Annotated in this window: 14 protein-coding genes; all 14 read left to right on the top strand. The window is 70.7% G+C overall.

Going from position 1 to position 13,761, the window contains the following annotated elements:
- Nucleotides 1-175 precede the first annotated feature (175 nt).
- The 14 genes from ACFWGJ_RS16675 (at nucleotide 176) to ACFWGJ_RS16610 (ending at nucleotide 13,511) form a co-directional block, all read left to right on the top strand.
- On the top strand, nucleotides 176-1,507 hold the full coding sequence (locus ACFWGJ_RS16675) for a GAF domain-containing protein (protein WP_387324699.1): 1,332 nt from the start codon (nucleotides 176-178) through the stop codon (nucleotides 1,505-1,507).
- Nucleotides 1,508-1,682: 175 nt separating this feature from the next.
- Complete coding sequence (locus ACFWGJ_RS16670; protein ID WP_387324696.1) at nucleotides 1,683-3,089, top strand: hypothetical protein; 1,407 nt, start codon at nucleotides 1,683-1,685, stop codon at nucleotides 3,087-3,089.
- A gap of 65 nt (nucleotides 3,090-3,154) precedes the next feature.
- Nucleotides 3,155-3,724 (top strand): GNAT family N-acetyltransferase, encoded by a 570-nt coding sequence (locus tag ACFWGJ_RS16665; RefSeq protein WP_387324694.1) that lies wholly within the window; start codon nucleotides 3,155-3,157, stop codon nucleotides 3,722-3,724.
- Nucleotides 3,725-3,851: 127 nt separating this feature from the next.
- A complete protein-coding gene (locus ACFWGJ_RS16660; RefSeq protein WP_349817346.1) occupies nucleotides 3,852-3,935 on the top strand; it encodes a putative leader peptide in 84 nt (27 codons plus the stop codon).
- A gap of 147 nt (nucleotides 3,936-4,082) precedes the next feature.
- The gene (locus ACFWGJ_RS16655; protein ID WP_387324693.1) at nucleotides 4,083-5,780 is read left to right on the top strand and encodes a nitrite/sulfite reductase; all 1,698 of its coding nucleotides are present in this window, start codon (nucleotides 4,083-4,085) and stop codon (nucleotides 5,778-5,780) included.
- A complete protein-coding gene (locus tag ACFWGJ_RS16650; protein ID WP_107016475.1) occupies nucleotides 5,777-5,956 on the top strand; it encodes a hypothetical protein in 180 nt (59 codons plus the stop codon). The genes ACFWGJ_RS16655 and ACFWGJ_RS16650 overlap by 4 nt, the downstream gene beginning before the upstream one ends.
- The gene (locus ACFWGJ_RS16645; RefSeq protein ID WP_387324690.1) at nucleotides 5,953-6,708 is read left to right on the top strand and encodes a phosphoadenylyl-sulfate reductase; all 756 of its coding nucleotides are present in this window, start codon (nucleotides 5,953-5,955) and stop codon (nucleotides 6,706-6,708) included. Before ACFWGJ_RS16650 ends, ACFWGJ_RS16645 begins: the two co-directional genes overlap by 4 nt.
- A 92-nt stretch (nucleotides 6,709-6,800) precedes the next feature.
- Nucleotides 6,801-7,352, top strand: coding sequence for an adenylyl-sulfate kinase (cysC, locus tag ACFWGJ_RS16640; RefSeq protein ID WP_387324736.1), 552 nt, complete (start codon nucleotides 6,801-6,803; stop codon nucleotides 7,350-7,352).
- Nucleotides 7,349-8,287 (top strand): sulfate adenylyltransferase subunit CysD, encoded by a 939-nt coding sequence (gene cysD / locus ACFWGJ_RS16635; RefSeq protein ID WP_387324688.1) that lies wholly within the window; start codon nucleotides 7,349-7,351, stop codon nucleotides 8,285-8,287. Before cysC ends, cysD begins: the two co-directional genes overlap by 4 nt.
- Nucleotides 8,288-8,289: 2 nt before the next feature.
- On the top strand, nucleotides 8,290-9,654 hold the full coding sequence (locus ACFWGJ_RS16630) for a sulfate adenylyltransferase subunit 1 (RefSeq protein ID WP_384799873.1): 1,365 nt from the start codon (nucleotides 8,290-8,292) through the stop codon (nucleotides 9,652-9,654).
- Nucleotides 9,655-9,888: 234 nt separating this feature from the next.
- Nucleotides 9,889-10,992 (top strand): aliphatic sulfonate ABC transporter substrate-binding protein, encoded by a 1,104-nt coding sequence (locus tag ACFWGJ_RS16625; protein ID WP_387324686.1) that lies wholly within the window; start codon nucleotides 9,889-9,891, stop codon nucleotides 10,990-10,992.
- A 32-nt stretch (nucleotides 10,993-11,024) separates the two neighbouring features.
- Nucleotides 11,025-11,843 (top strand): ABC transporter ATP-binding protein, encoded by an 819-nt coding sequence (locus tag ACFWGJ_RS16620; protein ID WP_387324683.1) that lies wholly within the window; start codon nucleotides 11,025-11,027, stop codon nucleotides 11,841-11,843.
- Nucleotides 11,830-12,765, top strand: a complete 936-nt coding sequence (locus ACFWGJ_RS16615; RefSeq protein WP_387324681.1) for an ABC transporter permease — start codon at nucleotides 11,830-11,832, stop codon at nucleotides 12,763-12,765. The genes ACFWGJ_RS16620 and ACFWGJ_RS16615 overlap by 14 nt, the downstream gene beginning before the upstream one ends.
- Nucleotides 12,766-12,770: 5 nt before the next feature.
- Complete coding sequence (locus ACFWGJ_RS16610; protein WP_387324678.1) at nucleotides 12,771-13,511, top strand: sirohydrochlorin chelatase; 741 nt, start codon at nucleotides 12,771-12,773, stop codon at nucleotides 13,509-13,511.
- The last annotated feature ends 250 nt before the right edge of the window (nucleotides 13,512-13,761 follow it).

The raw sequence follows: 13,761 nt of genomic DNA, 5'->3' as shown, positions 1-13,761 counted from the left end.
GGCGTCGCACCAGAGTTGCAGAGGGTTGCAACGTCTCCGCACCCTGCTCTTACCTTGCATACCCTGCATGGAATCTCCGCCGCGTGTTCGGATTGTCGCGCTCGGTGACGGACACCCGTCGCCGGGAGGGACCGACAGCTGCCGGCTGTCCGCTCAGGCCCTTCGGGAGGACACGATGGCGCACTCGCCCAAGAACGTGGCAGGGCTGACCTCCAGGGACGCGGCACGGGCGGCCCGCGTACTCGACGAGGTGCGCGACGCCACCCTGTCCGGGCAGCCCGGGCCCCTTGGTCCGCGGCCGGTCATCGGGGAGTCCTGGGGACGCATGCTGCGCAGCGGCGTCGACCCCGACCACGACTTCCGCGCCGGGCTGCTCGACCGCGACGAGATCGAGCGGCGGCGCCGGGAGTCCCCGCTGCGGCACGTCCTGCCGGTGCTGCGCGAAGGGCTGCTGTCGGTCGCGGACATCACCCACCACATCATGGTCGTGGCGGACGCCGAGGGCCGGGTGCTGTGGCGCGAGGGCAGCAGGCCCGTGCTGCACAGGGCCGACGGCTTCGGTTTCGAACTCGGCGCGGACTGGGGCGAGAACGTCGTGGGCACGAACGGCATCGGCACCCCCGCGGTCGTCCGCCGGCCCGTCCAGGTCTTCGCCGCCGAGCACTTCGTACGCACCCACGCCACCTGGACCTGCACGGGCGCACCGATCACCGACCCGCGCGACGGCCGGCTGATCGGTGTCGTGGACGTCAGCGGGCCCTGGGAGACGATGCACCCGTCGACCCTCGCGTGGGTCGGCTCCGTGGCCAAGCTCGCCGAGGCGCGGCTGCGGGAGCGGCATCTGACCGCGCTGGACCGGCTGCGCTCGGTGGCCGCGCCGGTCCTCGCCCGGATCACCGGCCGTGCCCTCGCGGTCGACCGGGACGGCTGGACCGCCTCGGTCACGGGCATGCCGCACCTGGACCGGGTCGCGCTGCCCGCCGCGCCCGCCGCCGACCGGATCTGGCTGCCGTCGCTCGGCCTGTGCTCGCTGGAGCCGCTGGCCGAGGGCTGGCTGATCCGCGCCCCGGAGGGAGCCCGCGCGCCGGGCGGTGCCACCCGGATCGAGCTGGACGTCTCGCAGCCGCGCCGCTGGTCGGTGACCGTGGCGGACACCGCGGGCACCTGGACCCATGAACTGAGTCCGCGGCACACCGAGTTGCTGTATCTGCTGGCCCTGCACCGCACCGGCCGCAGCGCCGCCGCGCTCGCCGACGACATGTTCGGCGACCCGGCCCGCACGGTGACGGTACGGGCCGAGATGTCGCGTGTGCGCCGCTACTTGGGAGCCGTCCTGGAGCACCGCCCGTACCGTTTCCGCGAGACGGCCGAGGTGCGGGTGGTCCTCCCCGACAACCCCGGTGACCTGCTTCCGTATTCGACGGCTCCGGGGGTGGTGCGCTCACGCGTCACGGGTGCCGCGGCGGGCCCGGTGGACGCGGGGTGGGCGAACCGTCTTCCCGGGTGACGACGGTATCCTCGTCCGTCCGTGGGAGCCATGGGCGCAATCCCGACCTATTACCGGGTATTCGACCTGGCTCGCCCCCCTCTGCCGTACCATCCAACCCACGGCCCCCCACATCCGTCTCCTCCGGCTCAACCGCTGGATCGCAGGAGGCAGTTGGCCGCCGACGGGAGGACCTATGACGTATCGAGGCAGACATCGCCGCCGGACCAAGGGGCGTGTCCTGCGGGCCACCCTGTCCGGGGCCGCCCTCGCCCTCACCGCCGCCGCCACCATCATCACCACCTCGCAGGCCGCGGGCAGCGACAACCCCGGCCCTCTGAAGCCGCTCACCTCCGCGTCCGAGATCGGCAAGCTGCAGCTGCACGAGAACCTGGTCGCCGAGTCGACGCTGGACACCCTGCAGAACTCGATGGGCGGATCCGTGGGGGTCGACGCGGTCCTCAGGAGCGCCAACCACCCGATGCGCAACAAGGCCGACTGCGCCGCGACCGAGTCGGCCGCCCTGCCCGTCGAGCCGACCGCGTCCCGCGCGTACTGCTGGGACAGCGGGGACGCCACGACACAGAAGTGGCTGCCGCAGTCCGTCACCACCTCCGGGGACGCCGACAACGACGGCAAGTGGGGCTCCGACCGGGTCATCCTGGCGGGCTGGACCCACAACGACCACAAGGCGGGCGAGCCCGACGCCGACAAGGGTCTCGCCCGGGTCGCCTTCATCGACGCGAACGACCCGAAGAACCTCAAGTACCGCTGGGTCCTGCTGGTCGCCCCGCTCTCCGGCGGCAAGGACTTCGGGGCCGTCCGCTCGCACGTCGGCGGCATGGTCTGGTACCAGGACAAGCTGATCGTCACCGCGAAGAACGGCGCCGATCACGACAACGCCCTGTTCGTCTTCGACATGAACCGCATCCTGCGGGCCGATGTGAACAGCACCGAGGTCGGCAAGGTCAGCGGCGGCTGGTCGGCGCGCGGCTACCAGTACGTACTGCCGGCCATCGGCTCGTACAACCTCACCGGCGGGGCGTGCGGCGCGAGCGACAACGACGGGCGTCCCTGTTTCGCGTCGGTCTCCCTGGACCGCACCTCGACCCCGGACAGCCTGGTCGCGAACGAGTGGTTCAGCTCCGGCGGCACGGAACCGGCGCGCGTCTGGCGCTACTACTACAGCACCGCGAGCGACCGCACGGGCCTGCTCGGCAGCAACGCCAGTGACCTCGTGAACGCCGACGAGGCGTACGAGACCAAGGCCGTCGGGCTGCAGGGCGTCCTCTCGCACAAGCCGGACGGCGCGGACAAGGCCGACTGGTACACCGGTTACGCCCCGGGCAGCCGCGACAAGCACGGCACGCTCTGGCGCCAGAACGAGAGCGCCGCCAAGGCCGCGCAGTGCGGCGACGGCGGCACGTCGTACGCCTGCTGGGGCCAGCACACCGAGTCCCTGTCGTACTGGCAGGAGACCGGCGAGCTGTGGACGCTCACCGAGTGGGCGGCGAACAAGGACAACGCGTGGGAGGCACCGGCGATCCCGGAGCGGGTGCTGTACTCGGTCCCGCTGTCGGCGGTCGACGACTCCGTGCAGTGACCGGGGTCTGAGGGACGGGCGGCCCGCTTTGGAGGGGAGCCCGTCCCCGTGGTTCGCTGGCCCGCATGAGCATCGCTGTGACCACCTGGTCCCTGGAGCAGACCGCTCCGGCAGACCGGCTGCCCGCCGCCGCGCCCGACGGTGACGTCCGGATCGCCCGCGCCGAGGTGCCCTCCCCCGAGTTCAGCCGCTTCCTGTACGCCTCCGTGGGCGGGGACATCCGCTGGACGGACCGGCTCGGCTGGACGTACGCGCAGTGGCGGGAGGACCTGGAGCGGCCGGGCACGGAGACCTGGGTCGCCTACGACCGCGGGACGCCCGCCGGATACGTACAGCTGCAGGCGCAGGACGACGGGGTCGTGGAGATCGTCTACTTCGGCCTGATCCCGGCCTTCCGCGGCCGGCGCATCGGCGGACACCTCCTCTCGTACGGGGTCGCGCGGGCCTGGGACCTGGCCGACCGCTGGCCGGGGCGGGCGCAGACCAAGCGCGTCTGGTTGCATACATGCAGCAAGGACGGGGAGCACGCGATGGACAACTATCTGCGCCGTGGCTTCAAGCTCTTCGACACCAAGGTGGAGGAGGAACCCGAGGTGACCACCCCGGGCCCCTGGCCCGGAGCACAGGTCGGCTGACCTGGCGGGATGTGATCCGCACCCGATCTTGTGACCGTCACGACCCTTGTCCCACATCCCGGGACAAGGGTGTCCGCATCCTGGACGAAGCTGGACTGTGTCCAGATCGCCGTGACACGCTTCCGTCATGTCTGGAACTGGAATTGCCTTGGTGAGTCGGCGGCACGTCGACCTCGGCCGCATGTCCAGCGCCATCTGTCCGGTCCGCTGACCCACGGCACCAGGGGCCGCGCCCCCGTGCCCGGCACCACCGACATTCTCCCTGTCTCGACTTGCGCAATGCCGCGCACGCATGCCCGTATGCACTCGTACGCGCAGGTCAGAGCCGCATCCGTCTGTCCCGAAGGACGTAGAAACCATGGCCGCCACTCCGCAGGATCCCGCTGCCGCAACGCCCCGCCGCAAGGTGAGCCGTCACCGCGGTGAGGGCCAGTGGGCCGTGGGTCACTACACCCCGCTCAACGGCAACGAGCAGTTCAAGAAGGACGACGACGGTCTCAACGTGCGGACGCGCATTGAGACGGTCTACTCCAAGCGGGGCTTCGACTCGATCGACCCCAACGACCTGCGCGGCCGTATGCGCTGGTGGGGGCTCTACACCCAGCGCAAGCCCGGCATCGACGGCGGCAAGACCGCGGTCCTGGAGCCGGAGGAGCTGGACGACAAGTACTTCATGCTGCGGGTACGGATCGACGGCGGACGCCTGACCACCCGGCAGCTGCGCGTCATCGGCGAGATCTCGCAGGAGTTCGCGCGCGGGACCGCCGACCTCACCGACCGGCAGAACGTCCAGTACCACTGGATCCGCATCGAGGACGTCCCGGAGATCTGGGAGCGCCTGGAGGCCGTCGGTCTTTCCACGACCGAGGCCTGCGGTGACACGCCCCGTGTGATCCTCGGCTCGCCCGTCGCCGGTATCGCCGAGGACGAGATCATCGACGGCACGCCCGCCATCGAGGAGATCCACCGCCGGGTCATCGGCAACAAGGACTTCTCGAACCTGCCCCGCAAGTTCAAGACCGCGGTCTCCGGCTCGCCGCTCCTGGACGTGGCGCACGAGATCAACGACGTCGCCTTCGTCGGCGTGAACCACCCGGAGCACGGCCCCGGCTTCGACCTCTGGGTCGGCGGCGGCCTCTCCACCAACCCGAAGATCGGCCAGCGCCTCGGGGCCTGGGTCCCGCTCGACGAGGTCGCCGACGTCCACATCGGCGTCCTGTCGATCTTCCGCGACTACGGCTACCGGCGCCTGCGCACCCGCGCCCGGCTGAAGTTCCTGGTCGCCGACTGGGGCGTCGAGAAGTTCCGCCAGGTCCTGGAGGACGAGTACCTGCAGCGCAAGCTCGTCGACGGCCCGGCCCCCGACCAGCCGCTCGCCCGCTGGCGCGACCACATCGGTGTGCACCGGCAGCAGGACGGCCGCTTCTACGTCGGTTTCGCGCCGCGCGTCGGCCGCGTCGACGGCACCACCCTGACGAAGATCGCCGAACTGGCGGAGGCGCACGGCTCCGGCCGGCTGCGGACCACCGTCGAGCAGAAGATGATCGTGCTCGACGTCGAGCAGGACCGGATCGACTCCCTGGTGGAGGGCCTGGAGGCGCTCGACCTGAAGGTCAGGCCGTCCAGCTTCCGGCGCGGCACGATGGCCTGCACCGGCATCGAGTACTGCAAGCTCGCCATCGTCGAGACCAAGGCCCGCGGCGCCTCGCTGATCGACGAACTCGAACGCCGTATGCCCGAGTTCGACGAGCCCGTCACCATCAACATCAACGGCTGCCCGAACGCCTGCGCCCGCATCCAGGTCGCGGACATCGGTCTCAAGGGCCAGCTGATGCTCGACAGCGAGGGCAACCAGGTCGAGGGCTACCAGGTGCACCTGGGCGGCGCGCTCGGCCTCGAAGCCGGCTTCGGCCGCAAGGTCCGCGGTCTGAAGGTCACCGCGGACGACCTGCCCGACTACGTCGAGCGGGTCCTCAAGCGCTTCGAGGAGGAGCGCGAGGACGGCGAGCGCTTCGCCACGTGGGCCACCCGCGCCTCCGAGGAGGCCCTGTCATGAGCGAACGCGCGGCGCCCTTCTACTGCCCCTACTGCGGCGACGAGGACCTGCGTCCGAGCGAGCAGGGACACGGGGCGTGGGAATGCGGGGCGTGCAATCGAGCCTTCCAGTTGAAGTTCCTCGGGCTGCTGACCCGTGGACTTCAGCGCAACGACGGTGGAGGGGACGAGATATGACGGCCGTTCGGACCGATACCGACACTGATACCGAGACCGGTACCACTGCTGAACCCGGTGGTGACACCGACGCCGAGCTCAAGGCGCTCGCCGAGCGGGCCGGCCGCGACCTGGAGGACGCCTCCGCGCTGGAGATCCTCCAGTGGGCCGTGCAGACGTTCGGCAAGCAGTTCTGCGTCACCTCCTCGATGGAGGACGCGGTGGTCGCCCACCTGGCGTCCCGCGCGAACCCCGGCGTGGACGTCGTGTTCCTCGACACGGGCTACCACTTCCCCGAGACCATCGGCACCCGGGACGCGGTCGAGGCCGTGATGGACGTCAACGTCATCACGCTCACCCCGCGCCAGACCGTCGCCGAGCAGGACGCCGAGTACGGGCCCAAGTTGCACGACCGCGACCCCGACCTGTGCTGCGCGCTGCGGAAGGTCGCGCCGCTGGAGCAGGGACTGACCAAGTACCGCGCCTGGGCCACGGGCCTGCGCCGCGACGAGTCCCCGACCCGCGCGAACACCCCCGTCGTCGGCTGGGACGAGAAGCGCCGCAAGGTCAAGATCTCGCCCATCGCCCGCTGGACGCAGGACGACGTGGACGCGTACGTGAGCGAGCACGGGGTCCTCACCAACCCGCTCCTCATGGACGGCTACCCGTCCGTCGGCTGCGCCCCCTGCACCCGCCGGGTCCTGGAGGGCGAGGACGCCCGCGCCGGCCGCTGGTCGGGCCGCAACAAGACCGAGTGCGGACTGCACGGCTGACCATGACCGCGACGCCCGAGACCAACGCGACGCCCGTGACGACCGGTCCTGCCGCGACGAACGTGACGACCGTGACCGGCCCGACGACCTCGATGAACCAGGAGAACCAAGTGACCGGAGCCACCGTCTGGCTCACGGGTCTGCCGAGCGCCGGCAAGACCACCATCGCGTACGAGCTGGCCACCCGGCTGCGCGAGGAGGGCCACCGCGTCGAGGTGCTCGACGGCGACGAGATCCGTACGTTCCTGACGGCGGGCCTCGGCTTCAGCCGCGAGGACCGGCACACGAACGTCCAGCGCATCGGCTTCCTCGCCGACCTGCTGTCCCGCAACGGCGTCACGACGCTGGTGCCGGTCATCGCCCCGTACGCCGACAGCCGCGAGGCGGTGCGCAAGCGCCACCAGGCGAGCGGTGCCGCGTACCTGGAGGTGCATGTCGCCACACCGGTCGAGGTGTGCAGCGAGCGGGACGTGAAGGGCCTGTACGCCAAGCAGGCGGCGGGCGAGATCTCCGGGCTCACCGGGGTCGACGACCCCTACGAGGCGCCCGAGTCGCCCGATCTGCGCATCGAGTCGCACACCCAGTCCGTGCAGGAGTCCGCGGCGGCGCTTCACGCGCTGCTCGCCGAGAGGGGTCTCGCATGACGACCGTCGCCGACGTCTCCGAGGAGGGGACGAGCAGCCCGTACGCCCTGAGCCATCTGGACGCGCTGGAGTCCGAGGCGGTGCACATCTTCCGCGAGGTGGCGGGCGAGTTCGAGCGGCCGGTGGTGCTCTTCTCCGGCGGCAAGGACTCCATCGTCATGCTCCACCTGGCACTGAAGGCGTTCGCGCCCGCCGCGGTGCCCTTCTCCCTGCTCCATGTGGACACAGGACACAACTTTCCGGAAGTCCTGGAGTACCGCGACCGCACGGTCAAGAAGCATGGGCTGCGGCTCCATGTGGCCTCCGTACAGGAGTACATCGACCGTGGTGTGTTGCGGGAACGTCCCGACGGAACCCGTAACCCGCTCCAGACCGTGCCGCTGACCGAGAAGATCCAGGCCGAGCGGTTCGACGCCGTCTTCGGCGGCGGACGCCGCGACGAGGAGAAGGCCCGCGCCAAGGAACGCGTCTTCTCCCTGCGCGACGAGTTCTCCCAGTGGGACCCCCGCCGCCAGCGCCCCGAACTGTGGAACCTCTACAACGGCCGCCACGCCCCCGGCGAACACGTCCGCGTCTTCCCCCTGTCCAACTGGACCGAGCTCGACGTGTGGCAGTACATCGCCCGCGAAGGCATCGAACTGCCCGAGATCTACTTCGCGCACGAACGCGACGTGTTCCAGCGCGCCGGCATGTGGCTCACCGCCGGCGACTGGGGCGGCCCCAAGGACAACGAAACCGTCGAGACGCGCCTGGTGCGCTACCGCACGGTCGGCGACATGTCCTGCACCGGCGCCGTCGACTCCGACGCCACCACGCTGGAAGCCGTGATCACCGAGATCGCCGCCTCCCGGCTCACCGAGCGGGGCGCCACCCGCGCCGACGACAAGATGTCCGAGGCCGCGATGGAAGACCGCAAGCGCGAGGGGTACTTCTAGCCATGACGAGCACCATCGAGCCCACCGAGCCCGTAGAGCCGCTGTCGGTCGAGCAGCTGTCCGAGACGACGCTGCTCCGTTTCGCGACCGCGGGTTCCGTCGACGACGGCAAGTCCACCCTCGTGGGCCGCCTTCTCCACGACTCCAAGTCGGTCCTCACCGACCAGCTGGAGGCCGTCGAGCACGCCTCCCGCAACCGGGGCCAGGACACCCCCGACCTCGCCCTGCTCACCGACGGCCTGCGCGCCGAACGCGAACAGGGCATCACCATCGACGTCGCCTACCGCTACTTCGCCACGGCGAAAAGGCGCTTCATCCTCGCCGACACCCCCGGCCACGTGCAGTACACCCGCAACATGGTCACCGGCGCCTCCACCGCCGAACTGACGGTGGTCCTGGTCGACGCGCGCAACGGCGTCGTCGAGCAGACCCGCCGCCACGCCGCGATCGCAGCCCTGCTGCGCGTCCCGCACGTCGTGCTCGCCGTGAACAAGATGGACCTGGTCGACTACCAGGAGCCGGTGTTCGCCGCGATCGCCGAGGAGTTCACGGCGTACGCGTCCGAGCTGGGCGTTCCCGAGATCACCGCGATCCCCATCTCCGCGCTCGCCGGGGACAACGTGGTGGACCCGTCCGCGAACATGGACTGGTACGGCGGGCCCACCTTCCTGGAGCACCTGGAGACCCTGCCGGTCAGCCACGACCTGGCGACCTGCCACGCGCGCCTCCCCGTGCAGTACGTGATCCGTCCGCAGACCGCCGAACACCCCGACTACCGCGGGTACGCCGGGCAGATCGCGGCCGGCGCGTTCCGTGTCGGTGAGGCGGTCACCGTGCTGCCCTCCGGGCGCACCTCGCGCATCGCCTCGATCGACCTGCTGGGCGAACCGGTCGACCTGGCCTGGACGACGCAGTCGGTGACGGTCCTCCTGGAGGACGACGTCGACATCTCGCGCGGCGACCTCATCGTGCCGACCAAGGACGCGCCCGCGACCACGCAGGACATCGAGGCGACGGTCTGCCACGTGGCCGACGCGCCGCTGACCATCGGCCACCGGGTGCTGCTCAAGCACGGCACCCGCACGGTCAAGGCGGTCGTCAAGGACATCCCCTCGCGGCTGACCCTCGACGACCTGTCCCTGCACCCGCACCCGGGCCACCTGGTCGCCAACGACATCGGGCGCGTGAAGATCCGTACCGCCGAGCCGCTGCCCGTGGACTCGTACGCCGACTCGCGGCGCACCGGCTCGTTCATCCTCATCGACCCCTCCGACGGCACCACGCTCACCGCGGGCATGGTCGGCGAGTCCTTCGCCTCCCCGGAGCCGGTGCGGGCCGAGGCCGACGAGGACGGGTGGGACTTCTGACATGAGGGCCACCACGGACTTCTACTCCACGTTCGCGAAGGAGGGCGGCCGCGTCGGCAGCGGCGCCCTCGGCGCCGGACAGGGCGGAGTCGCGCGATGTGCGGGCTGACGTACGCGCACTGCCTGCGCGCCCCGTCCCCCCGCCCGCCGTCGCGGATACGACGAAGACCTGCCGACCTCCCGGCCACGACCTGAAGAACCGTGACCGCCGGGCCGACGAGAGGAAACCCTCCCGTGCCTGCCAAGGGCTCCACCCTGCTTCGCCGCGGCATCGCCGTGGCCGCCGCTCTTCCCCTCCTGACCCTCGCCGCCTGCGGCTACGGCTCCGACAAGGACGAGGACACCTCGAAGGTCGCCGCCGAGGGCAAGAAGCTCTCCGCCGACACCGTCCGGATCGGCTACTTCCCGAACCTGACGCACGCCACCGCACTCGTGGGTGACCAGGAGGGGCTGCTGCAGAAGGAGCTCGGGGGCACGAAGGCCTCGTACTCCCAGTTCAACGCCGGCCCGTCGGAGATCGAGGCGCTGAACTCCGGGTCGATCGACATCGGCTGGATCGGCCCCTCCCCCGCCATCAACGGCTACAGCACGACCGACGGCAAGGGCCTGCGGATCATCGGCGGTTCCGCCTCCGGCGGTGTGAAGCTGGTGGTGAACCCGGACAAGATCAAGTCCACGAAGGACATCAAGGGCAAGAAGATCGCCACCCCGCAGCTGGGCAACACGCAGGACGTGGCGTTCCTCAACTGGATCGCCGAGCAGGGCTGGAAGGTCAACGCCGAGAGCGGCAAGGGCGACGTCTCCGTGGTCCGCACGGACAACAAGATCACGCCGGACGCCTACAAGTCGGGGTCCATCGACGGCGCGTGGGTGCCGGAGCCGACCGCGTCCAAGCTGGTCGCCGAGGGCGCGAAGGTGCTGCTCGACGAGGCCGACCTGTGGCCCGACAAGAAGTTCGTGATCACGAACATCATCGTGTCGCAGAAGTTCCTCAAGGAGCACCCGGACGTCGTCGAGGCCGTGCTGCGCGGCTCGGTGAAGACCAACAAGTGGATCAACGCCAACCCGGACGAGGCGAAGGCCGCCGCCAACACCAAGCTCAAGGAGCTGTCCGGCAAGGAGCTGCCCGCCGAGGTCATCGACCCGGCGTGGAAGTCGATCCAGTTCACCGACGACCCGCTGGCCTCGACCCTCAACACCGAGGCGGAGCACGCGGTGAAGGCCGGTCTGCTGGAGAAGCCGAAGCTCGACGGCATCTACGACCTCGCGCCGCTGAACAAGGTCCTGGCGGCCGAGGGCGCGAGCGCGGTCGACGACGCCGGTCTCGGCGTCAAGTAAGCCCGGACAGCAGAGAGTTCAGGCCCGGACCCATGAGTTCCCAGGAGGTGACGACCGTGGCAACCGCCCTCGCCAAGACCGCCGACGCCGAAGCCGGTACGTCGGCGGAGTACGCCGCCCGGATCGAGCACGTCTCGAAATCCTTCGCCGGCCCCGCCGGGCAGCAGCTCGTCCTGGACGACATCACGCTCGATGTCGCGCCCGGCGAGTTCGTCACCCTCCTGGGAGCTTCCGGGTGCGGCAAGTCGACGCTGCTGAATCTGGTCGCGGGGCTCGACAAGCCGTCCGCGGGCGGCATCAGCACCGACGGCCGGCCGGCCCTGATGTTCCAGGAGCACGCCCTCTTCCCGTGGCTGACCGCGGGCAAGAACATCGAACTGGCCCTGAAGCTGCGGGGCGTGCCCAAGGCCGACCGCCGCACCCGGGCGGAGGAGCTCCTGACGCTCGTCCGGCTGGAGGGCGCGTACGGCAAGCGGGTGCACGAGCTGTCCGGCGGGATGCGGCAGCGGGTCGCGCTGGCCCGCGCGCTCGCCCAGGACAGCCGGCTGCTGCTGATGGACGAGCCGTTCGCGGCCCTCGACGCCATCACCCGGGACGTGCTGCACGACGAGCTGACCCGGATCTGGCGCGAGACGAACGTGTCGGTGCTGTTCGTGACGCACAACGTGCGCGAGGCGGTACGGCTCGCCGAGCGCGTGGTGCTGCTGTCCTCGCGCCCGGGGCGCGTCGCGCGGGAGTGGACGGTCGATATTCCGCAGCCGCGCCGTATCGAGGACCCCGCCGTGGCGGAACTGTCCGTCGAGATCACCGAACAACTGCGTGGGGAGATCCGCCGCCATGGCCAGCACTGAGACGAGCGCCGTCAAGGACGGCGGCGTACCGGGCAAGGGCGACGAGGACGAGGGCGTCCGGCAGAGCACTGACCTCGCCGGACTCGAAGCCGGACTCGACGCGCTGGACACGGTCCAGACGAAGAGGGCCCCCTTCCGCAGGACCTTCGTGGAGAAGATCTTCCCGCCGATCGTCGCCGTGGCCCTGGTGCTGGTGGTCTGGCAGGTCCTGGTGTGGGCCGAGGTCACCGACAGCTACAAGCTGCCCGCCCCGTCCGCGGTCTGGGACGAGGTCCAGGAGGCCTGGCTGGAGGGCACGCTCCTCGAATACATCTGGACGAGCGTCTCGCGCGGTCTGCTGGGCTTCCTGATGGCGCTCGTGATCGGCACCCCGCTCGGGTTGCTGGTCGCGCGGGTGAAGTTCGTGCGCGCGGCGATCGGCCCGATCCTGTCCGGCCTCCAGTCGCTGCCGTCGGTGGCGTGGGTGCCGCCGGCCGTGCTGTGGCTGGGCCTCAACGACTCGATGATGTACGCGGTCATCCTGCTCGGCGCGGTCCCCTCGATCGCCAACGGACTCGTCTCCGGCGTCGACCAGGTCCCGCCGCTGTTCCTGCGCGCGGGCCGCACGATGGGCGCGACGGGGCTGCGCGGCACCTGGCACGTCGTGATCCCGGCCGCGCTGCCCGGCTACCTCGCGGGGCTGAAGCAGGGCTGGGCGTTCTCCTGGCGCTCCCTGATGGCCGCCGAGATCATCGCGTCCTCGCCGGACCTGGGTGTCGGTCTCGGCCAGCTGCTGGAGAACGGGCGTACGGCCAACAGCATGCCCATGGTGTTCCTCGCCATCCTCCTCATCCTGATCGTCGGTATCGCCATCGACCTGCTGATCTTCAGCCCGCTGGAGCGGTGGGTACTGCGCAGCCGAGGCCTCCTGGTGAAGAGCTGACCTCCATGTCGAAGCCGGTGCTCCTCGTCATCGCCCACGGCAGCCGCGACCCGCGCCATGCCGAGACCGTGCACGCCCTGGTACGCCAGGTGCGGGCGCGGCGGCCCGGGGTGCGCGTGGAGACCGGCTTCCTGGAGTTCAACCTCCCGTCCGTCGCGGGCAAGCTGGAGTCCCTGGCGGCGGAGGGCGTACGCGACGTCGTCGCCCTCCCCCTGCTCCTGACCCGCGCCTTCCACGCGAAGGCGGACATCCCGTCGGTGCTGCGCGAGGCACCGGCCCGGCTGCGGATCCGGCAGGCCGAGGTACTCGGCCCGTCACCGCTGCTGACGGCCGCGCTCGAACGGCGGCTGTACGAGGCGGGGCTGACCCCCGCCGACAAGCCCTCGACCGGGGTCGTCCTGGCCGCGGCGGGGTCCACCGACCCGGAGGCGATCGCAGTGATCGCAGACATCGCGCGGGAGTGGCGGCGGACCGGTTGGTGCGCCGTGCGGCCTGCGTTCGCCTCCGCCGGATCGCTGCCGCGGACGGGGGAGGTGGTGCGGTCCTTGCGTGCGCTGGGGTGTGCGCGGGTGGTTGTGGCGCCGTACTTCCTCGCGCCGGGGCGGTTGCCCGACCGCGTCGCGCGGGAGGGTGGTGGGGCGGACCTGCTCGCGCCTGTGCTCGGCGCGGCGCCTGAGGTCGCGCGCGTCCTCCTCGCCCGCTACGACGCGGCCACCGTGTCGGCTCCGGCCGCCGTGGGGGCTTGAACGTTCGCCTGCGGGCCGGGTGGGGGTGCCCGTAACCAATTGCGCAGTTCCCCGCGCCCCTAGGTGGCTGCGGGCCGGTGGGGGTGCCGGTAACCGATTGCGCAGTTCCCCGCGCCCCTGAGTGCCTGCGGGTCCGGTGGGGGTGGCGGTAACCGATTGCGCAGTTCCCCGCGCCCCTAGGTGGCTGCGGGTTCGGTGGGGGCGGGGGTTACGGATTGCGCAGTTCCCCGCGCCCCTAGGTACCTAGGGG

The sequence above is a fragment of the Streptomyces sp. NPDC060205 genome, from assembly GCF_042728395.1.
GTDB lineage: Bacteria > Actinomycetota > Actinomycetes > Streptomycetales > Streptomycetaceae > Streptomyces.
Note: the sequence above shows the minus strand (reverse complement) of the source record. Positions and strands in the feature narration are given on the sequence as shown.